This is a genomic window from Acaryochloris sp. CCMEE 5410 (assembly GCF_000238775.2).
GTDB lineage: Bacteria > Cyanobacteriota > Cyanobacteriia > Thermosynechococcales > Thermosynechococcaceae > Acaryochloris.
Genome location: NZ_AFEJ02000003.1, coordinates 276039 through 297588, shown reverse-complemented (window position 1 = coordinate 297588; position 21550 = coordinate 276039). Strand labels below are relative to the sequence as shown.

Genomic DNA, 21550 nt, shown 5'->3' with positions numbered 1-21550 from the left:
GTGTTAAGTGGATTAGATTCGTACCTATTCAAGATTGACAGTCTACTCACTTAACTCACTTTTCTCGCTCAAAATTTTGGGAGTGCGATCGCGAGTCCAGATCCCCCCAATTGCATCCCCGAATTGCAATTTCATCCTCCCTTATTCATCGATAACTTCATAGACTTCAATATCGCGGGAGTGAATAAAGATTTGGTGTTGACCATTGGCAATGAACAGTTCACTAGACTTATGGTCACCATCAATAGAGACCTCCAGATTAGAGAGACGAAGCGCGTCATAGATAGCATCTAAGAGGGTTTCAGGCATTTTTCCATCAATCCTTGTAGAGAATTATCAGCTTAGACAAAGAACGGCAGAATCGAATTGTTTGGGTCAAAACGAACATCGGGCGGTGTTTGCGAGTAAACGATTGCGTGAGACAAGACACTAGCCAGGTGTCCACTGACGTAACTAGGTCAAAACATTCATTTCTATCCTGGTCTCCACTCCAACTTTTTGAAGTCCTCGACAACGCTGTGAATTTCCGCTTGTACCTGATCAATAGGGGTACTGGGTCGAATGCCAACAGCATTACCACCGTTGGCATTGAAGAACACGCAAGTCTTACACATCCAAACCGAAACAACAGGCATACTCTTGACCGTGAAATCCATTCCCCTGAGTTCATCAGGAGTGAAATCATTAACCGTCTGCATAGAATTCTCCTTAGTGAAAACCAGCTCACCCCAGCTTGTCTGGCCAGGGTGATTGCAATGAGCGCTTACTGAGCGGTAGCGAGTTCTCTCCAATTATGGGGAGAGAGGTTAAGGATTTTAGAGCCCATCGCTTCGAGTTCAGAGGCTCTAGCGTAGGAGTGAACCTGCTTCGCCGTCGCCGTGAACGCATTCATCAGGCCATACTGGGTCAAATCCTCCTCCATGAGGATATTTTCAAGGGCATTTTTTTGCTCATCGAGGGTCAGTCCAAAGTGCTGCCGCGCATTCTCCAAGAGCACATCCGCCGAGACCTCCACGGACTGCTGCGTAGCGCGTCTCATTTGCTCCAGCGTCGTTTGAAACGCCGCCTCATCCCTGGCCTCATTGAAGTGTTCCAAAAAGCGCTCAACCTTCTCAGCCGCGACATCAGGATCGAGGATTTCCCCCAGCTCATGACGCTGACCCGAATGGCGGATCGAGAAGCGCATTCCCCGCTCCATTCGCGTCATCCCATTCGTACAGACTAGGCGGAAATTCGCTTGAAACGTATTGAGTCCCCCCAATCCCGTCTCAGAATTGCAAATCGTCACCCCTGAGCGAATCACGTCTCCTTTTCGGATCTCACCTTCCAGCTTCGGGAACGCCAGCTTCAGGAACAGCCGATTCTCCGTCAGCCCTGTACTCAAGACCTCCAGGTCATCGTCTAACTCTCGTAGCTTCAGTAGCAACGGCAACAGCAAATGCTCATGATCCACGATGCCATAGCCACCCCCCAAGAACGCCCGAGCCGTCCCCTCCATTGTTCGGAGGACATGAGTGCGTTGTCCTTGACGTTGTAGCCAGTAATTGACATTGGTCGCCAGCAAATCAGGTGCATTGTGCAACATCTGTAGATAGTACTTACGATGAATCTTCATCGAAGCCCCCATCTGCCGGTGAGCCATATCATTCACCAATAGATCCAGGCCCAATTTAGGAACGAGCAAGCGATCGCCCTGTGGAGTCATCTGAATCTGTTGAGACTCCACCGCAAAATCCTGCTTCAACTGAGCCTGTTCCTGAATCTCATTCGCCAACGCATCCAAAGATAAACCTTGAAGCATAATCAAAACTCCCATTCAAGAAAAGAGCGACCCCGGACTGGATAACTCGCCGGGGCCATAGAAAAAAGAACATCAACAATAAAAGAAACAAGATCAGGCATATCCCGGAGAAACAGACCTCCATAGACCGAAGTGGCGAGGTATGAGGTTCACCGGGACATCAGCCCGATCTCAGCCCCTGGCCAATCCTCGTGAATAACTCCCAGATAGAAGTGGCGGAGTATGAAGCCAGCGAGAATTAACCAGCGGCAAAAAGATTTGAATAACCGATCATCATTCAGGTCAGATCGGTAAGACCTTGAACCCTCTACTAATCCTTCGAGGAGCGGTGCAATCCTTATCGGTACGGCTGGAAGCGGTAACTCATAAGCGGTCTGCATTCGTCGCTTGTTCTATTCAGTTTTAGAAGTAATGGGTGGAGCAGGAACGGCTTGCCTCTCAACCTGTACTTAATATAGCAAGACTTGCACCTAAAGTCAAGTATTTTAGGTATGAATTACAGGTATTTAAAGACAGTTCAGCTCAATGTTCAGAAGGTAAGAGTAACACCCCACCTTATAAAGCTTGATTTCTGGCAGAACGAAATTGGTATTAGGGATGTTCTGTGTAATCACAGGTTCACAAGTTTCGGGGCTATCTTCGTAGCAAGCCAAAGCTGCGCTGTGGTCTTCTTTTACCGTCAACATCCATAACTGGAACTCTAGGAGCATAGGATTAGCGCGGATGACTTTTCCTGGTTGGTAGCTAGCGATCGCATCGATGAGCCAGTAGCATTCCCCACCCATAGCCAGTGCTTTAACGCCATCGGTATAGAGAAGGCCAAAGGGGTGTTTGTAATGTTGTGTAGTGCAATAGTAATGATCAAGATCAGCAAGCAGTTCAGAAGCAGTTAGCATAAATTTTCCTCTGAAATTTGTAGCGAGAGGGTTGAAGCAGTTAAGTAAGGTGCTTCGTTTAAAGTTTCTGGAACTTGTTGAGAGCGTTTTGGGCGAGATGATGGATGTGTAGTTGTCGTTTATTGAGGTTAGTGATCGCGTTTTCGGCATCGTCAAGAGCTTGGTTTGCATCCTGGATCGCGAGATTGATCGCGCTGATTAAATTGCCCTTGGCCAGTTCATAATCGAAAGGAGTCATGGTGAGCCCTCCAAGGTGTAATTATTGGCCTGGTCTTGAATGATCAAGCTGGATGTTTTCTTGAGGGATGAGTTGATCAAGAAAAGGAGTCGTCCTTGGTGCGGCGAGACGTTGAGCCTGGAGCGCACGATCCGCAATTTCATGCATAAGCTGAATCAGATTAGGGGTTTTGTGGAGGAACCCCCAAAAGTGACGATTCTGCAATGAATTGGGTTGTTGATCCGGTCCTAAAGCTTATCAAGGTATAAAATCCCAAGCATGAAAACCCACGCTCGTGCAGTTTTCGCCTCTAATGATGTCTCCTAAATCGATTAATAGACAGTAGTGTCTACTAACTCGGATTTAACGATTTAATAGACAGTGTTTTTGGGGTGATTTTAGCTGTCTCCTAACTCTTGAGTTAGGAGACAATTGAATAATATGAAGAAGCTTTAAGCCTAGTATTTGCAACGGTTCTACTGAACTTGATATCCCTTGCTCGAAAACGCTTGATGTATGTTTTCTGGACATACCGACTTCAGAATCGTCACTTTTGGGGGTTCTTCCACAAACCCCCAGATTAGGCAGGGAGAGCTGTTTACGTTGAGATCGCAAGATAGTGCCGCAGTAGAGGAGATCGGCCAGCTCCCGTTCAATGTTCATATCCTCCGTGAATCATTCCGTTAACCAATCGCGGGAGCGATACGGGGTAATGTCCGTCCCTCAGTTAGTATTCACCCAAGTTTGCTTTGAGAAGCAGTCCCTTGTTACTCAGATCGATGGTCCTGCAACCAGTTCACCAAATCAGAGGATTCTGTAAAGTCGAGCAAGGCTTCACCTAATGCTTCGAGTTGGTCGAGAGGTAGGGATTGGATTTGCGATCGCAACTCTGGAGAAACGTCACCAATGCGTCGGTTAAGAAGGCGGAGGACAAGTGACTGTTCACCTTCAAGTTTCCCTTTGAGGATGCCAGTCTGTTCCCCTTCCTGGCGACCTTCATCCAAGGCTTCCTGGTACACCTTCGTTTGCTTGAGTTCACTTAAGCCCAACATGTTCTCTATCTCTTCCCGACTTAGTTGAGGAAACTTATAGACCACAATCGTTTCAATCATCTCTATTATCGCCGCAAACCTAGGATTTGTCTGTGTCTGGGCTTGAGCCTTTGAAAGCAAAGCTTGAGCCTGGGTGACGGTATCTACTGAATCAACCACAATCAACCGCATCAGACCTACCCCCAGAGAGTCAATTGATTCATCCAGGTCTGTTAGATAAATTCGATGTACCTGATCACTGTTTAAATTGGCTCGCAAGGTATAGGGATGAGCAGGCTCGATGCTGTGCTTGGGATAGATAACGACAGCTTGCCAGTCCACTGTCTCGGGATAAAGTTTCAGATACAGATAAATTTCAGAAAAGAACCGTTGATAGAAGAGAGAGTCACGTTGAAACTGAAATTCCACAAACCAGACTGTCTGATCTGAAGCGTCTGGGGTAGGCAACAGAACGCCATCGATGCGAAAGGAGACTTGTTTGATTTCAACCGACTTAAATTCATAGCCTTGAGCGACTTCAGGGGATTGACCTAACAGCTCAAATAAGATGCCAGGGTCTGTCTGAAAGATGCGGTAGAAAATGGAGTCTGTTTTCAAAGGGTTCAAACGCTCTGCTTAGTTCCAAACATTCTACTGGGTGGAAGTGATGCCAGAAGACCGACAGTTTTGAGGGTATAGAATAACACCATTGATAGCTAACGATGTTAGTCAAATAGTTATGCAGCCCGACTATGACAAAATTGATGATGCCGTTCTCGCTTTGCTAGCCCTGAACATCCATGATGAAACTGAACAGGGGGCTCGCAGTTGGAAAGGGCACGATTGGGAGGCTCTTAATCGGTTGCACCACAAAGGGTGGATCAGTGACCCTGTCACCAAGGCCAAATCTGTAATTCTGACACCTGAAGGACTAGCGAGAAGCCGAGAGCTATTCAAACAGCTATTTACAAAAGAGACCTGATCATAAAGCCCATCCTTGAACTGACTTTCCCGTTATCTCCTACAACCCTTTATAATCAGTACTTCTGGGCGATGAGACGGGAATTGTTTTCAAGGTATTTTAGCAATGGTAGATTACAAATGAGAATGCTGTATAGAACAATAAGGGTGTCAAAAAGTGTTGGTTAAGTGAGAACTCGATTTTAGCCTATGCTTACCCCACTATGTATTCTAAGCCCTTACCACATAAGCTTTTGAAGATTTGCTGGGAAAATTCAGGTATTATATCAGCGATTTATCGAGAATTTTAAGGCTGATATTTTCTCTTTAAATGCTGTGCTAGAACGCCATATTTGGGGGAGAGAAACATTGTCACTATAAATACCAGTGTTAAGAGCGTGACAATACTACCCCCCGTAGAAATATCCAAGTGATAACTGAGATAGGTGCCCATTACACAAGAGAAAATGCTACTGATCACTGAAATTATCAGCATATGGTCAAAGCGATCGCTCAACAAATAAGCTATTGAGCCCGGTGTCACTAACATTGAGATGACTAAGATAATGCCTGCCGTCTGCAGAGCGGTGACAATCGTTAGGGCTAGCACAGAAAGTAGGGTGTAGTATATGGCCTGGGTATTCAGACCAATGGCTTTAGCGTGGTTCGGATCGAAACAAAACAGCATCAGATCTTTACGCCGCAGGAGAATGACTACCAGCGTAATGGTCCCTGCAATCAAGGTTTGGATAATATCCTGTTGAGAAATTCCCAAGACATTGCCAAACAGGATATGAAATAGATCAATATTGCTGGGAATTTTGGTGACTAGTACGAGGCCGAAGGCAAAAAATCCAGTGAAGATCACCCCAATTACCGCATCTTCTTTCAGCCGGGTATTGGACTTGACATAACCGATGGCAACCGTAGCCCCAAACCCGAATACAAACGCACCAATGGCAAAGGGGATATTCAGGGCGTAAGCTACGACAACTCCAGGTACAACTGCATGAGAAATAGCGTCTCCCATCAGTGACCACCCTTTCAGGGTGATGTAGCAAGAGAGTACCGCACAAACTAGTCCCACAAAGGCACTCACCCAGATCGCTTGCACCAAAAATCCATATTGCAAGGGTTCTACGATCCAATCCCACAGAGGAATAGATGCAATCAAAGCATTCATGCTTCTACCTCAGATTGCAGAGGCATTGGGTTAAGGCTTCTGATGGGTAAACCGCCAAAGGTTAGGGCTAGATTTTCTTCGGTGAAGGTTTCGGCTGTCGTCCCTGACGCGAGAATCGTCTGATTGAGAAGGATGGTGCGATCGCAAAAGGTGGAGACAGAGGCCAGATCGTGGGTAGAAATCAAAATAGTATGGTTTTCTTGACGCAACTGGAGCATCAGATCAATGATGCGCTTTTCCGTCTTGACATCTACTCCTGTAAATGGCTCATCTAATAACATGACCTTGCTTTCTTGGGCCAATGCCCGTGCCAGAAATGCCCGCTTTTTCTGGCCACCCGATAGTTCTCCAATCTGACGATGGCGAAAATCAACCATACCAACTCGCTCTAGACTGGACATCACTAGCCGTCGATCCTTGGCAGAGGGAATTCGCAGCAAATTCATATAGCCGTAGCGTCCCATCATCACTACATCAAAAACGCTCACTGGAAAATTCCAGTCCACCTCATCGGCTTGCGGGACATAGGCCATTAACTGCCGCTTTTGGGCTTTTTGGACAGGCAAACCTTGTACCCGAATTTGGCCCTGAGTAGGACGCAAAAAACCCATAATTGATTTGAACAGGGTTGATTTACCGCAGCCGTTGGGTCCGACCAAGCCCGTAATTGTTCCAGGTTCTACGTTGCACGTCGCATTATACAGAGCTAAGCGGGCATTATTGTAGGTCACGCTCAGATTATCCACTGTAATGCCGAAGGATTGAGTTGTAGAATTCATCGTTTTGAATATTGATAGTTAGCAAATGTCTAGGGAACGTTTAATTTTTGCGACCCGCAAGCAAGCCATTCGAAATCGTTCGGGCGTCATATTCCAATAAATCTAAGAAAGTGGGGACTGGTCCCTCTTCCGTCGATAGAGAATCGACGTAGAGGTTACCCCCAAAGCGCGCTCCAGTAGTTTTTGCGACTTGCTTTTGCCCTTCATCGCTCACGGTACTTTCGCAAAAAATCGTGGGTACATCATTCGCTTTGACCTGTTTAATCACACTCTGGACCTGCTTGGGTGTGAACTGTTGCTCAGCATTAATCGGCCACATATAAATTTCTTTCATGTTGTAGTCTCGGGCCAGATAGGAAAATGCCCCTTCACAACTCACCAAATAGCGTTGGTTGGTAGAGACTTGCTCTAGATCCGCTTTCAGTTCTTTATCAATCGTCTTGAGCTTCTCGCTATAGGCTTCAGCATTGGCGTTGTAAGTCTCCGCATTCTCTGGATCAAGTTCCACAAAGGCTTTGCGAATATTCTCGACATACACCAGGGCATTGCGGGGTGACATCCAAGCATGGCTACGGTGTACACATAAGTCGATTTTGAGCTATTTCCCATGCAAAGAACATCATCTCAAACCGTTTCAGGCCATGGGTTAGCGTTGCTGTACCTGGAGGTCTTTGAGACTGATACCCCTTCCATCCACCCAGGCGGGCAACAATCCAAGTTGCCCAGGCCAAGGAGTTAATCGGATAAGGATTTTGTAGCTTTGTAGTTTTACCTTGGACTGTGGGGGCAATTTGTTTCAGGTATTGCTGCTGTTCATCGGTAAAAGTGATAGATGCAGGCCATTGTGGCTCGTCTCGTCCTTCCACCATTTGCAATGTCGCAACCGCAACAGATAAGGCTAAGACGGTGAGGCGCTGAATTGCTTCACCCGATTCGAGTTGCGTCGATTCAAGATCTAAACCAGTCTTTTTTAGTTGGGCAAAAAGCCGCTCAATTCTCCACCTGAATTTGTACCATTCCAGGATTTGTAGCGCTTGCTCAAGGGATTCCACCGTGTGAGTGGTCAATAAGCGCCAATGAATCGGTTTCTGACCTTTGGGCGTTGTCTGTTCTACCGCTTCGATGGCATACAGTTGAATACTCGGTGGATAGTCCCATTCCTTTAAATGCTCAGGTCGTTGAATTTTGACTGGAGCACAGCGGATCAGTAGCTTTGCATCTCTCGCCATCCGCTGAGTACGGGATTCGTACTCAATCGTAATCGTGGTAAATCCAATCCCCCACTGTGATTTGAGATATCCATAGAGTGATTTGGATTGACCTAGCAGACGACGGTCTTGACGAACCCTGACTAGGAGATGATTGAATGCATCAGGCACCGTTGCCCACTCTTCATACAAGTCCGATTCTCGGTCACCGATATGAGTGACCAGGCTAGCCCCTCCTGTCTTCAGACAGTGTTGACTTCGCTCAGCAGATGCTAACCATTTGAAGGATTCTTTCTCCTCAATCGGCAGGTTTTGATATCCTCCTCTATCTTTGACTGTTGGACGATTCGGGTCCCGAGTCCACAGTTGAAGTGCACTCAATCCTAACGGGAAACCAGTCCCTGCATCTAAGGCGAGGGTCGGGTGAATAAAAAAGCCCACATCGCGATCATTGCCGACGACACCCAATTCTTCGAGCTTTAAGCGTCCTGAATGAGATTGTAAGTTGACCTCACTTGTATCACTGACGGCTAAAACGTGTCGTCCTTTGACCTGTTGCTGGCAGTGGTCACAGAGGCTTTTGACCAACTCAGACATGGACACGTTTTCATTCTCTAAGAAGCGATAGAAGCCCACTTGCTCTGCGCGACCTTGGCTGATTTGACGGATGCTTACGCTCTGATGGTGATGAATGGCATCGAATAATGAAGCCCCCTTTTGAGTAAACGAAGGTCTCCAAAGGTAGTTCCATTAATCAGTTCTTCGTGCACCAGAATAGGATTTTCCATATCTTTGAGGATGCTCTATACGGCTTCACTACAGTCTAATTCAGACTTGTGTGTACACCGTAGCCAAGCATGGGGATTGGGTTTATCGGTATAGGGACCTTCCGCAATCGGAATTGGTTCAATCCCCTCTGTCAGCAGCACAGAGGGGACATCTTGAACATTACCCAGAAACTTCTCAAACCAGCGTTCCAGATTCATACCGTTGTAGAGAATCAAGTCCGCATTTTGGGCTTTGGTCAAGTCGCTAGGCGTGGGTTCATAGCCGTGAATCTCAGCACCAATGCGGGTGATGGATTCCACGTTCAACTTATCTCCTGCGACGTTGCGGGCCATATCAGCCAGAATCGTGAATGTGGTGAGTACCGTCTTTTTCCCCTCAGCATTTGCAGGCCGATTCTCATTGTCTGCCGTCTGCTCTTGAGGATTGGTTGGAGGTCCGTCAACGGTTGTGCAGCCAGCAAATGCAACCCCAATCGCCAGAATAGAGGCAAACACAATACTTCTTCGGAGAGGAATCTCGGTCATACAGAGGAAGGCTTTTTCATAATCATTTCATATTTACTTTTATCTCAGTTAGAAGCGAATTCCAGTTTGCTTTATATATCTATACATTCTGGAAGCAGTATTTCGGGGATTTTTCAATCTCTAGAGCCCCAAATTTGGTCATGCAGGACACCTTAATGGGTGACAAAGTATTGCTTTTTGCAACGATTGATTTAAATATGAAAGCAATGTGAATTAAAAATGAAAGCAATATGAAATAACTTTGCCCGCTTTATCACATTGCAGGTTTGATTATGAGCAACATGACTCAAGTTTCTTTCTCCTCCTCAGAGGGTTCTCAATGGCTCAACTTCTCGAATTGGATTACGAGTTCTAAGAACCGCATTTATATTGGCTGGTTTGGCATCTTGATGATTCCCTCAGCTTTAGTCGCACTAACCTGTTTTTTGCTGGCTATTGTGGCTGCTCCTTCAGTGGATATGGATGGCATTCGAGCGCCAATTGAAGGGGCACTACTCAGTGGCAATAATGTCGTCACTGCCGCAGTAGTTCCTACCTCTGCTGCGATTGGATTGCATCTCTATCCTTTATGGGAAGCTAGTTCTGTAGATGAGTGGCTGTATAACGGGGGACCCTATCAATTGATCGTTCTCCACACCTTGATTGCAATTTGGTGTTATCTAGGACGAATGTGGGAGTTCAGCTATAGGCTGGGTATGCGTTCCTGGAATCAAGTGGCTTTCTCCGCTCCTGCTGCTGCGGCAACGGCTGTTCTACTGGTCTATCCCGTTGGTCAAGGGAGCTTTTCAGAAGGATTACCCCTAGGAATCGCCGGAACGTTTCATTTCATGATCACGTTCCAAGCAGATCACAATATATTGATGCATCCTTTTCATATGCTGGGCGTTGCAGGCGTCTTCGGAGGAGCTGTGCTCAGTAGTTTGCATGGTTCTCTGGTCACATCGAGCTTAATTCGCGAAACGAGTGAAAACGAATCCCCTAATGCCGGATATCGATTTGGACAAGCAAAGGACACCTATAATCTATTCGCTGGGCATGGTGGGTTTTGGGGGCGATTGACCATTCCAAGCTTTGCTTTCCGAAGTAAGCGATCAATACACTTATGGCTGGCTATTTTCCCAACAGTCTGTATTTGGTTCTCTGCGCTGGGAGTGAGTAGCATGGCGTTTAACCTGAATGGCTTTAACTTTAATCATTCCGTGGTAGACAGATCTGGGGCAGCCATTCCGACCTATGCAGATATTGTCAATCAAGCCAATTTAGGCTTTCAAGCCATGCATTCACCTAATGCCCATCATTTTCCACTGCTGCTAGCAACATCAGAATCTCCTGCAATGACCACTACTGTGATTCGTTCAAGCTGAATTCCACCGCTAAGCGGTTCATCAGCAAGACGATTTAGATTTTTGATCAGGTGTGTGAGGAGTGTTATGAAAAATCTTCGATTACTGGCAAGCAGCGTTGGTTTAACGAGTTCGCTAATGGTGACACTTGGGGGAACTGCGTGGTGTGTCACCATTAGCGAACCCCCAGTGGAATCAAAGTCAGCACCCAAGATAGAGACGTTATTCGGAGTCCTGCAGAGAGATACCCAATGGCTTGCCCTCGCCGCTGGATTGCATTCTTTGAAAAGGGGTGATAGATTGTGAAACGCTGCCACAGGTCTATCTAACACAAGTCTGATTTTGCCAGTACTTTGCATAAAAACTCCATCGAGCTTTTTCATTCGCTGAAGGCTTTCTGAGTGCTAAAGGAAAGGAATGCTGAAACAATCTCTCTTTGCAGTTGCGCTGTGCTCTGGTTTGCTAGTTGCCTGTCAACCATCGGGGGATTCCCCCTCTCCAGACACCGCCACTTCTCCAGATGCTAACGCTTCAGGGTCCGGGACGCTGCAGGTAGCAGCTAATGGTGAAGACTTTGTGCGCCAAGGCTTCACCTCTAAGGATGGTTGGCAGATCAGCTTTGATCATGTCTACGCCCATTTGTCCGAAATTAAAGCCTATCAAACCAATCCCCCCTTTGACCCCGATACAGAAGCACCGCTGCAGTCCACCTCTGAAGTAACACTGCCTGCTGAAACAGTGGATCTTGCTGCAGGGGATGAAAACGCTGCTCCTGTGTCGGTGAGCGAAACAGAAGCACCTGCAGGGCACTACAATGCCCTAGCCTGGAAGATGACTCCGGCTGAAAATGGGCCTGCGGCGGGGCAGGTGCTGATGCTGGTGGGGCAGGCAATCAAGGATGGCAAGACTGTTGACTTTACGCTCAGCTTTGATCGCGAGTTGGCCTACACCTGTGGCGAGTTTGTCGGTGACGAGCGCAAAGGCGTCGTTGAACCCGGACAAACGGCAAATCTAGAAGCCACCTTCCACTTTGATCACATCTTTGGGGATGGGGAACTCCCGGCTGATGATGACCTCAACGCCTCCGCTTTGGGGTTTGCGTCCTTGGCCGCTTTAGCTGAGGAGCAGACGCTCAAAGCAGATTGGTCCACGCTGAAGCAAAAGCTGTCTCCCGATGCGTTCCAGACCCTAGAGAAGGCATTGGTCGGGCTTGGGCATGTCGGTGAGGGCCACTGTCGATCTGAGGTTGTCACGTCATAGAGGTCTGGGATGAACAGACGGTGGGCACCGATATTAGGATTGTGGGTAAATCTCTGGGTGGCTCCGGCGATCCTTGCACACGGCATCGTTGTGGATTATCGCGTCACCCCTGACACTGTTGAAATTGAAGCGGCCTTTGAATCGGGGGAGCCAATGGCGAATGCCCAAGTGACGATCTATGCGCCCGATCAGGCGGCTGAACCCTGGCTAACGGCAACGGCGGATGAGGAGGGCCACTTTACCTTCTCGCCTCCGGCTGACCAGAAAGGCACTTGGCAGATTAAGGTCCAGCAGGCGGGTCACGGCAAGATTCTTAATATCCCTGTCAACGAAACTAGCAGTGGGACAGCAGGAGCTGAGTTGTTCAGTCCTCTAGTGCGGAACGTAATAAGCGTTGTCGTGATTGGGGGCTCCGTCTTGACGGCCATTTTGTTGTTCTCTAAAAGGAAGCAGTAATGCACATCTTAGGTGGTTTACTGCCCGCTCAAGCCTGTATTGTCTTAGCGCCACCTTAGGACATGACGGTTCAACTGAAATCTATTGCTGTTCTACTTGATGAATCATGAGTAATGTTTGCTGATAATTTCCCTGATTTCCCTGTTCCTTAAAAAGATTTGCTGCATGTCGCAAATCTACTATTGCACCTTGCTTGTCTCCAGTTTGGGCTTTAATCATGCCTCGATTGCCATATGCTTCAGCTAATTCAGCATTTAATTCTATAGCTTTTGTATAGTTAGCAATTGCATTAGTAGCATCGCGCATTGCAGCATAGGTTCTACCCCGGTTATAGTAGGCATCTGCAAAGTCTGGCCGAAAGAGAATGGCTTGATTTAAATCCTTCAATGCTTTTTCCCATTGCCCTTGAACTGCACCAAAGATAATCGCTCGAATATTGTAAGCCTCTGCATAATTTGGCTTCAATCGGATTGCTTGGGTTAAATCGATGATAGCGCCTTCAAAATCGCCGATATCAGAACGAGATTCTCCTCGGTTGTATAGCGCGATTGCATGATCTGGTTCAATTTCTAAAGCTCGATTAAAGTCGGCAATTGCACCTTGATAGTCACCTAGATCATGGTAGGCTAACCCCCGATAAATATATGCGGATGTATTTCGGGGATTCGATTGAATAGCCTGATTATAAATAGAAATTGCTTCTTGATAATTTCCCCTCTTTGCTTTTTCTCGACCGCTTTGCAATAACGTCTGAGCAGGTTCTGAAGGTGCTGAGATCGCAACTAACGGAGACTGAGTTTGAGCAGAAGAACTAATTCCTGGTATTGCGAGAAGAATACCGAGGATCAGTGTGGTTTTTGCACTTGAGTTCATATGCATCCCCGCTCATTGCAGCTATAAAACCCTACCGTGGGATTTCCTTCAATGTTAGCTGAAATTTTTAAAGGGCTCCTGTACTGGCACCTAGGGTGCACACTGTTTGAAGCAATTGACTAACGACTAACTCATCTGCACACCTTGCTGAAAGTGATTCAGTGAAACTATTGAGGTATTACCTAGGCGGCACAAGTTAGCATTAGCTAGCATTGAGTTGTTGCATTGGGTTGAGGAGCAGCGGTATGAAATTGGGTTGGCAAGTCACGGCTTTGAGTGCTGCAATCGTGCTGATGCCAATCTTGCCTGCAGTTCAGGCAAGGCCAGCGTTTCAGGTAGCAGCAGTGTCAACAGCGGTGCGTTTACTGGAAAAAGGGCAGGCCCAAGCCAAACAGGGAAATTACCAAGGGGCAATCGCCACCTACAATCAAGCTCTGCAAGCCAACCCTCGATTTACAGAAGTCTACCTAGCACGGGGGCTAGCCTATCACGATCTGCAAAACTATCAGCAAGCGATCGCTGATTTTAACCAAGCCTTGAACATTGAACCCCAAAATGCAGTAGTGCTCTACAACCGAGGCGAAACCCGCAGTGACGTCGGCGATCTAGACGGGGCTATGTCCGATCTCAATCAAGCCATAGAGGTTGACCCCAACTATGCAGAGGCGTTTAACTTGCGCGCCATCCTGTATAGCACTCGGCTAGGCAATTTGAAACTGGCCCTGGATGATTTGCAGCACGCGATTAAGCTTCAACCTAACTATGCCAATGCCTACTACAATCGCGGCAATATTCTCACGGCAATGGGCGATATCGATGGGGCGATCACAGATTACACTCAGGCGATTAACATTGATGCTAAGCTCGCGGAAGCTTACGGCCACCGAGGTCTACTCCTTGCTCGCAAAGGAGATACCCAAGCGGGTTTGAAGGATTTGCAGAAGGCAGCAGACTTGTTTCAAGAACTGGGTGACCCGGAAAACTATCAAAAGACACTGATGTTTATTGAACAGGTTGAACAGCAGAATCGCGCCCCTCTGTCTTGATAGAGGGGCAGAATGGGGGGCAGCAATGATAATCAGTTGATTGAGGAGAGCAGGTAGCGAAAATCAAATATATTCCTAAACAGACATAAGACTGCGCCAGCTTTTTTGCAACGTCAGAGTATATTTCACTTTGATTTTATTTTTGGATGCAACGCTGTTCAAAGTCAGCTATGTCATGTGAGGCGAGAGAGTACTGATGGTTTGTTGCCCCTTTGGCTAGCCAGGAACTGTTTCCATCCATCACTTTGGTGAATCATTAATGCCTCTTGTTCTCCGTAACCCGCTTGCAGCCGTAGTTGCTTCAGGAATACTCATTGGTTGTCTTACGACTCTAGGAGTCGCGCCCACCCTGGCGGGAGCAGGTCACAACCATGGGAATGAGTTTGAAACAGGCGGGAATACAGGTGGGCCTAAAAGCGTTGAGGTCAACGCTGACATTGCCAAACGCATCGGCATCAAAATTGAGCCTGTTGATCGTCGTCGGATTGGTGTTGGCATCAAAGCCACAGGACAGATTGAAACTCAGCCCAATCGTCAAGCGAATGTGACAATTCCGACCCCAGGCACCGTTGTTGAACTTTTAGTTAAACCGGGAGATCGCGTCAAAAAGGGACAGCCTGTGGCGGTGATATCTAGCCTAGAGCTACTGCAACTGCGAGTTGAATCCCTTGATAGACGTACAGATGCAGAAGTTGGTTTGAGAGAAGCACAGGCAAACTTGCGCCTCGCCCAGGAGAACTTAGCCCGTGAGCGTCAAATCGCCGCGACTGAAATTGCTCAGGCCCAAACGCAACTGGCAGAGGCTCAAGAGCGCTACAACGGAGATACACGGTTAGCCTCTGCTGGTGCACTGCCCCGTCGCGAGATGTTAACATCTAAGACTCAGCTTGCCGAAGCGAAGGCAGCAGTAGACAAAAGCAAGAGTCGCCAAGCCGTCCTCAGAGCCGAAGCAGAACTCAGACGCGCCTTAGCAGCAGTCGATGGAGCTAAACAGCGGGTTGGGCAAAGTGACACAACCTATCAAACCCGGTTGAGACAACTACGGACCCCCTCCAATCGGCAAGGTTTAGTGGTCGTACAGGCCCCTATCGCGGGCACGATCTCCAAGCGGGAGGTCACCCCAGGGGCGTCCTTTGAAGATGCAGGGGGCCAACTGATGACCATTGTGAACGATGCTGAAGTCTGGGCAACGGCCAATGTTTACGAGAAAGACCTCGATCAGTTGAGTCGAGGCCAACCCATTCGGCTGCAGGTTGCGAGCCTACCTGGAGAAATCTTTAATGGGCAGATTGTTCAAATTGATCCTGTCGTTGCGGGTGAAACTCGGGTAGTTCCAGTCCGAGCCAGCGTGAGCAATCCCCGCAATAAACTCAAGCCCGGTATGTTTGCAGAGCTAGAGATTATGACGGGTCGTGCTTCCACTGCAACGACAGCCATTCCTTCGGGAGGATTGGTAGAGGTGAATAATCAATCCTTCGTGTATGTGGAAAATGGCAAAGGTCGCTTTGAGCCAGTGGAAGTTGAGCTGGGCGAGACCTTTGGAGGCTGGGTTGAAATCAAACGGGGCCTTTTTGATGGTGACCGAATCGTGACGCAAGGGGCCATGATGCTCCACGCTCAATCGCTCCAAGGTGGGAGTCAAGCCTCTGAACAAGATGAGCATGATCATGGCAGTGAAACAGCCGAAACGTCCTCTGGTTTCTCATTGTTGAGTGCTGGTCGCTTACCTTGGTGGATTGTGTTTCCCACTGGGGGGGCGATCGCGGCTGGGGCGTATCTGGCAGGACGTCGGGGTCGCGTTGGTTTGAGTGAGCCTGTTTCAGAATTAACTCAGGCTACTGAGGAGAACAACCAGACTCTGAGAGACGGGGTTTCTGAGGCTACTCTTGCTCCCGATAAGGTCGAGTTCCATGAAGCAGCGGAACAGTCATCCACTCCTGAAGAAACCGCTATCAGCCAGCATCGGGAGTCAGCCTAAGTGTTAAGAGATCTCCCTTTGTCTGAGTATTTGGTCGGTAGCGAAGTATTTCTGGAACCATCATGTTGAATGCCATTCTGAAATGGTCCATCGCCCAGCGCTGGTTGATTGTCATCGGCGCAATCATCGTGACGGTTTGGGGGGTATTGACCGTTTTAAGAATGCCGTTAGACGTGTTCCCCAACTTTGCGCCCCCACAGGTGGATGTGCAAACAGAGGCACCAGGGCTAGCGCCAGAAGAAGTGGAGTCTTTAGTCACCTTTCCCATTGAGAGCGCCGTCAACGGGACGCCAGGGGTAGATATTGTCCGGTCCTCTTCCGGCGTGGGGATTTCCGTAGTTCAGATCACGTTTAATTGGGGAACGGACGTTTACCTGGCTCGACAATTGGTTTCCGAACGGCTGCAGCAGGTGACCAGCAAGCTTCCTACTGGGGTCGAAATTCCTCAAATCTCGCCGCTGTCTTCCCCGATTGGTACGGTTTTAACCTATGCCTTCACGATTGCGGATGGGGGCAAAACCACTCTGATGGATGTCCGTAACCTCGTTGATCTGGAGATTACCAATCAACTGCTGGCCGTCCCTGGCGTCACCCAGGTGCTCTCCTACGGGGGCGAAACCCGTCAGTATCAGGTATTAGTCGATCCGGCCCAATTGAGAGCCTATGATGTCACCTTGGCGGAAGTGACACAGGCGGTCCAGGAGGCCAATACCAATGCCGGGGGCGGCTTTTTGATTACCCCCGACCGAGAGTATTTAATTCGTGGCCTCGGTCGCATCCAATCGGTGGAGGCATTGCGGGAATCGGTGGTGGTCGCCCGTGATGGGGTGCCAGTCCTGCTGGGTAACGTAGCTGATATTCAGATTGGAGCCGCCCTCAAGCGAGGGGATGCCAGCGCCAATGGCAAAGCAGCCATTGTGATGATGGTGAACAAGCAACCGCTCTCTGATACGCCCACGGTCACCCGAGCGGTGGAAGCCCAGATGGAGACGATTAAAGCTGGGTTGCCGGAAGATGTGGAAGTGACGGCCACGTTTCGCCAATCTGATTTTATTGATGCTTCGATTGAGAACGTCACCAGCGCCCTGCGTGATGGCATCATCATCGTGGCGGTTGTGCTGCTGCTGTTTTTGATGAACTGGCGCACGGCAGTTATGGCTTTGAGCGCCATCCCCCTATCGCTCTTGATTGGCCTCAGTATCCTCAATCTGTTCGGTCTGGGAATCAACACCATGACGCTGGGAGGACTAGCCGTGGCGATTGGTTCCGTCGTCGATGATGCCATTGTCGATATGGAAAATTCCTATCGGCGTCTCCGAGAAAATCAACTGGCGGGCACTCCTGTTCCTCCGCTGCAGGTAGTGTATAACGCCTCCAGAGAAGTTCGGGTAAGCGTTCTATTTTCCACCATCATCATCGCGGTCATTTTTGCCCCCATCTTTACCCTAACGGGGATTGAAGGCAAAATCTTCGCCCCAATGGGGTTTGCCTATCTGCTGTCCATTTTCTCTTCCACCTTTGTGGCCCTGACGCTCTCCCCCGCACTCTCTGCCTTGCTGCTCTCGAATCAAACCCTGCCCGCAGTGGAAACCTGGGTTGCCCGAACTGCCAAGCGACTTTATCAGCCCCTACTGCGATTCTCCCTCAGCCGCGCCAAGGTGGTTCTCATGATCGCGGTGGCCCTATTTGTGGCTTCAATGCTGGTGTTGCCGACGCTGGGGCGGGTGTTTCTACCGGAGTTTCAAGAGCGTTCCTTAGTGAATACGATGACGCTCTATCCCGGTAGCTCGTTAGAACTCACCAGTCGGGCCGGACTTGCGATCCAAGATTTACTGATAGATGATCCTCGGTTTGATTCAGTGCAGCTTCGAGCGGGTCGAGTGTCGGGAGATGCTGATGCCGCCAGCGTTTCATTTGGTCACGTTGATGTGGAAATCAGTGAGGCTGGGATGAAAGACCGCGAGGCCACGATCGAGACGCTGCGCGAGACGTTTGCCCAAATTCCGGGAGTGGTGCCGGGGATTGGTGGCTTTATTTCCCACCGCATTGACGAAATTCTGTCCGGGGTGAGAAGCGCGATCGCCATCAAGATCTTCGGACCCGATTTAGATGGGCTGCGCTCCCTTGGTGCGCAAATTCAGACCGCCATCAGCGAAGTCCCTGGCCTGGTGGATTTACAGCTCGAACCCCAAGTGGACATCAAGCAGCTTCAGATCGAGTTCGATCGCCAAGCTGCCGCCCGTTATGGTCTGACCGTTGGCCAGCTTTCAGAAACCGTTGAAACGGCTTTCAACGGACGAGCCGTATCTCAGGTGCTAGAGGGACAACAGCTCTTTGATCTACTGGTCTGGCTACAGGAAGACGATCGCAGCAACCTAAATACCATTCGCAACCTGCTGGTTGATACCCCCAACGGGACGAAGATACCCCTGGCGCAGGTGGCCGATATCAGCTTTGGCACTGGCCCCAACACGATTAACCGTGAAAATGTGCTGCGCCGCTTCATTGTGTCCACCAACGTCACCGATCGAGACTTAGGCAGTGCCGTTGAGGAAATTAAGACCACTGTGGCCCAAGAGGTGGAGCTGCCAGAAGGCTACTTCATCCAGTATGGCGGTCAGTTTGAGTCAGAGCAGCGAGCCTCCCAAAACCTCATCACTTTTGGTTTGCTAGCGCTGGTGGTGGTGGCCGTGATGATGTACTTTGCGGTCAAATCCGTCCCCGCCACGGTGATGATTATGCTCAACCTACCCCTGGCCTTATCAGGCGGCATCTTTTCCGTGGCCTTGGGTGGGGGCATTCTCTCGGTGGCGTCGATGGTGGGTTTTATCACCCTGTTCGGTGTGGCCACCCGCAATGGCTTACTCCTGGTGGACAACTACAACAATAAATTTGCTGAGGGCAAGTCGATCCAGGTAGGTGTGATCGAGGGATCGACAGAACGCCTGGAAGCAATCTTGATGACGGCCCTAACGTCTGCCCTTGGAATGTTGCCACTGGTGATTGGCTCAGGTGCAGGTAAAGAAATCTTGCAGCCGTTGGCAGTTGTGGTTTTAGGGGGGCTGTTCACCTCCACTGCCCTAACCCTACTTCTCTTACCCGCGCTCTATGCCCAGTTCGGTCGATTCCTACGCCCCAAATCTGATCCAACAGCTAGTCAGCCTGAACCTGAAGCTGACTTACTTAAGCATGATTTGACCTTGAAGCATTGAATATCAGTGATTCCATCCCCTAACGAGAGACCCAATGCAGACAATAACCGCCTGGAGACAGCTAACTATTCACACTAGTGAGTACAGCCTTTGGCAGCACCAACCCCTCTACCAAGAAATATTGGGGATGGCCCGCCAGCAGGATTTGATGGGAGTCACTGTCATGCAGGCGATCGCAGGCTATGGCAAGCATGGTGTGTTCCGCACGCTCAACGTGTTGGATGCAGCCTCTGAGTCCTCGGACTTACCGCTGGTCATCACTGTCATTGATCGGGAGGATATCATTTCAAATTTCTACACCTCGCTGCAACCTCTGCTCAAGGATGCGTTTGTCACCTGCCACCCGATTGAAGTTTGGTAACGACCATCTGCCGTTTTCATTGAATCAAGGAGTACATCCTATGCGCCATTTTCTAACCGTCCCCATCTTGCTGGGTCTGATATTGTTGCCGTTGACGGCCTGCAGCAGCACCTCAGATAGTACGGCTGCTGATGCTGAAACTGAGCACTCTGCCGATGATGGGCATGATCACTCAAAAGATGAAGAAACGCACTCCGCCAATGACGGCCACGACCATTCAAAAGGCGAAGAAACGCACTCTGCAGATGATGGGCATGAGCACAGTGAACATGAGCTGCATTCCAAAGGGGGGCAGGTAGTCGAGTCCGACCCCTACCACATTGAACTGGTCACGAAACCCAAGGACGATGGAACCCAGCTTAATCTATATCTTCTCCATGAAGCTGAAGAACGGGTGATTACCGATGCCCAAGTGACGGCTAACGTACAGCAACCAGACGGAGAGCAACAAACGGTGAAGCTGGTTTATGAGCCTGCCGAAGAAGGCTATACCGGCCTATTAACAGCCCAAGCCACAGGTCAATACGATTTAGTTGTGCAAACTGACATTGGCGGTGAAAAGATCAATAGTCGATTTAGCATTGAGAAATGAGGGAAGTTACTTCGATTGATACCTTCAGTTAGAGTTAGTTAACTAATTTGTATCAGAGGCTTCAATTTCATTCGTATTTTATTTTCATGACATACGTTGAATGATGTTATTGATTTCATTGAAAGTCATGAAAAACAGTAAAGCCTTTATGGGTGTTTTATTAACAACGTTAATGGCAGGGCTACTGTTGCCAAGCCGAGCCTCTGCTAAGTCGATTGTTGTTTGTGGACCCAATGGGGCGGCTCGAATTGTCGAAAAGGTACCGATCGGTTGTTCTGTACTTAAGGCAAATACACCGCCTAAGAGTAGCTCTAACTCTAGCTCATAGTTTGCTTTTCCTAAATCGAAAATCACTCCCACAAGACGTTCATGTCAATGAACTTTGGTGTGGCAGCTTCCCTAAATATCTTCCTTCGCCTTGCCAAATGAAGTAGACGTTTATGGAAGTTTGCTCCACAAATTTCTGATGGCTGAATCAACAGATTTTAATGTTTCCATTTCTACTCATATTTCAGAACGTCAGCATTATTGCAGTCAAAATCTTTCACCGAAAGAATTATGGTTAAACTATCGTCACTAGCAATTGCAGGGATATTTTATCTGGCATCATCGACCGTACCCGTCTGGGCGGCCTCTACTGTGCCAGATGCTTCCGCACCCTACCTGACCACCAGCAGATCACTACCCCGCAATACTCGCGCTCCCTTTGCAAAATTCCAGTTTGGAATAAACGTTGCTGGGTATTCAGTTTCTCAGATCTCCATCGATCTCCCTGATCGAATATCGGTCGGGAGTGTTTCTGTTCGTGGGGCGGACAATCAGGTGATTGAGGCATCCACAACAGTTAAAAATGGCTCTGCCATCATTTCATTCACCCAACAGGTCTCACCGGGTACCGCGCTGAGAATCCAACTCTCTTCTGTTCGCACCTTGTCAATGTTAAACCGGGTATGGCTGATGCCCGTCTCTGTAAAAAGGGCTGAGACTGCAACAGATACTCCGATCGGGATAGCCCGCATTCACACCTATAGCAACTGAATT

21 protein-coding genes and 2 pseudogenes are annotated in these 21550 nt (G+C 48.7%); 11 read left to right on the top strand and 12 right to left on the bottom strand.

The features are described from left to right. Positions 1-141: 141 nt before the first annotated feature. From ON05_RS31635 to ON05_RS31610, 6 genes are all read right to left on the bottom strand, one after another. Positions 142-309, bottom strand: a complete 168-nt coding sequence (locus ON05_RS31635) for a hypothetical protein (protein ID WP_175307230.1) — start codon at positions 307-309, stop codon at positions 142-144. Positions 310-473: 164 nt separating this feature from the next. Then, positions 474-698, bottom strand: a complete 225-nt coding sequence (locus ON05_RS31630; protein WP_010474773.1) for a hypothetical protein — start codon at positions 696-698, stop codon at positions 474-476. A 65-nt stretch (positions 699-763) separates the two neighbouring features. Next, positions 764-1801: a DUF932 domain-containing protein gene (locus ON05_RS31625; protein WP_010474771.1), complete on the bottom strand. Its 1038-nt coding sequence runs from the start codon at positions 1799-1801 to the stop codon at positions 764-766. 506 nt (positions 1802-2307) lie between these two features. After that, on the bottom strand, positions 2308-2697 hold the full coding sequence (locus ON05_RS31620; protein WP_010474768.1) for a DUF6876 family protein: 390 nt from the start codon (positions 2695-2697) through the stop codon (positions 2308-2310). A gap of 58 nt (positions 2698-2755) precedes the next feature. Beyond that, positions 2756-2935: a hypothetical protein gene (locus ON05_RS31615; protein ID WP_029315262.1), complete on the bottom strand. Its 180-nt coding sequence runs from the start codon at positions 2933-2935 to the stop codon at positions 2756-2758. Positions 2936-3681: 746 nt separating this feature from the next. Beyond that, positions 3682-4563, bottom strand: coding sequence for an Rpn family recombination-promoting nuclease/putative transposase (locus ON05_RS31610; protein ID WP_029315261.1), 882 nt, complete (start codon positions 4561-4563; stop codon positions 3682-3684). A 121-nt stretch (positions 4564-4684) separates the two neighbouring features. Here ON05_RS31610 and ON05_RS31605 point away from each other — a divergent pair, with 121 nt between their 5' ends. Beyond that, complete coding sequence (locus ON05_RS31605) at positions 4685-4927, top strand: DUF6429 family protein (RefSeq protein ID WP_010474764.1); 243 nt, start codon at positions 4685-4687, stop codon at positions 4925-4927. A gap of 285 nt (positions 4928-5212) precedes the next feature. On the opposite strand, the gene ON05_RS31600 is transcribed toward ON05_RS31605, so the two are convergent. The 5 genes and pseudogenes from ON05_RS31600 to ON05_RS38235 form a co-directional block, all read right to left on the bottom strand. Then, complete coding sequence (locus tag ON05_RS31600) at positions 5213-6088, bottom strand: metal ABC transporter permease (protein ID WP_010474762.1); 876 nt, start codon at positions 6086-6088, stop codon at positions 5213-5215. Next, complete coding sequence (locus ON05_RS31595) at positions 6085-6867, bottom strand: metal ABC transporter ATP-binding protein (RefSeq protein ID WP_010474760.1); 783 nt, start codon at positions 6865-6867, stop codon at positions 6085-6087. Before ON05_RS31595 ends, ON05_RS31600 begins: the two co-directional genes overlap by 4 nt. 40 nt (positions 6868-6907) lie before the next feature. Beyond that, positions 6908-7435: pseudogene (locus ON05_RS31590) on the bottom strand (metal ABC transporter solute-binding protein, Zn/Mn family); the annotation flags it as partial. 1 nt (position 7436) lies between these two features. Then, entirely contained in the window at positions 7437-8768 is a 1332-nt protein-coding gene (locus tag ON05_RS31585; protein WP_039780525.1) for an IS4 family transposase, read from the bottom strand. 155 nt (positions 8769-8923) lie between these two features. Beyond that, positions 8924-9388 (bottom strand): annotated as a pseudogene (locus tag ON05_RS38235) (metal ABC transporter solute-binding protein, Zn/Mn family); the annotation flags it as partial. A gap of 281 nt (positions 9389-9669) precedes the next feature. Between ON05_RS38235 and ON05_RS31575 the strand changes: the two are divergent. From ON05_RS31575 to ON05_RS31565, 3 genes are all read left to right on the top strand, one after another. Then, on the top strand, positions 9670-10752 hold the full coding sequence (locus ON05_RS31575) for a photosystem I reaction center subunit IX (protein WP_010474751.1): 1083 nt from the start codon (positions 9670-9672) through the stop codon (positions 10750-10752). A gap of 396 nt (positions 10753-11148) precedes the next feature. Beyond that, entirely contained in the window at positions 11149-11991 is an 843-nt protein-coding gene (locus ON05_RS31570) for a hypothetical protein (protein WP_010474748.1), read from the top strand. Positions 11992-12000: 9 nt separating this feature from the next. After that, positions 12001-12447, top strand: coding sequence for a carboxypeptidase-like regulatory domain-containing protein (locus tag ON05_RS31565; RefSeq protein ID WP_010474746.1), 447 nt, complete (start codon positions 12001-12003; stop codon positions 12445-12447). Between the two features lie 81 nt (positions 12448-12528). Here the strand turns inward: ON05_RS31565 and ON05_RS31560 are convergent, their stop codons facing one another. After that, positions 12529-13320, bottom strand: coding sequence for a tetratricopeptide repeat protein (locus ON05_RS31560; protein WP_010474745.1), 792 nt, complete (start codon positions 13318-13320; stop codon positions 12529-12531). 245 nt (positions 13321-13565) lie between these two features. On the opposite strand from ON05_RS31560, the gene ON05_RS31555 reads away from it, so the two are divergent. From ON05_RS31555 to ON05_RS31525, 7 genes are all read left to right on the top strand, one after another. Next, positions 13566-14366 (top strand): tetratricopeptide repeat protein, encoded by an 801-nt coding sequence (locus ON05_RS31555; protein WP_010474744.1) that lies wholly within the window; start codon positions 13566-13568, stop codon positions 14364-14366. Between the two features lie 259 nt (positions 14367-14625). Further along, positions 14626-16344 carry an efflux RND transporter periplasmic adaptor subunit gene (locus ON05_RS31550; RefSeq protein ID WP_010474743.1) on the top strand — a complete coding sequence of 573 codons (1719 nt, stop codon included), beginning with the start codon at positions 14626-14628 and terminating at the stop codon, positions 16342-16344. Between the two features lie 62 nt (positions 16345-16406). Then, positions 16407-19556, top strand: coding sequence for an efflux RND transporter permease subunit (locus ON05_RS31545; RefSeq protein WP_010474742.1), 3150 nt, complete (start codon positions 16407-16409; stop codon positions 19554-19556). Between the two features lie 34 nt (positions 19557-19590). Next, complete coding sequence (locus ON05_RS31540; protein ID WP_039780521.1) at positions 19591-19917, top strand: DUF190 domain-containing protein; 327 nt, start codon at positions 19591-19593, stop codon at positions 19915-19917. Between the two features lie 40 nt (positions 19918-19957). Beyond that, positions 19958-20509: a hypothetical protein gene (locus tag ON05_RS31535; protein ID WP_010474740.1), complete on the top strand. Its 552-nt coding sequence runs from the start codon at positions 19958-19960 to the stop codon at positions 20507-20509. Between the two features lie 127 nt (positions 20510-20636). Further along, positions 20637-20837: a hypothetical protein gene (locus ON05_RS31530; protein WP_139025826.1), complete on the top strand. Its 201-nt coding sequence runs from the start codon at positions 20637-20639 to the stop codon at positions 20835-20837. A gap of 230 nt (positions 20838-21067) precedes the next feature. Next, positions 21068-21547 carry a hypothetical protein gene (locus ON05_RS31525; protein WP_139025824.1) on the top strand — a complete coding sequence of 160 codons (480 nt, stop codon included), beginning with the start codon at positions 21068-21070 and terminating at the stop codon, positions 21545-21547. Positions 21548-21550: the final 3 nt, after the last annotated feature.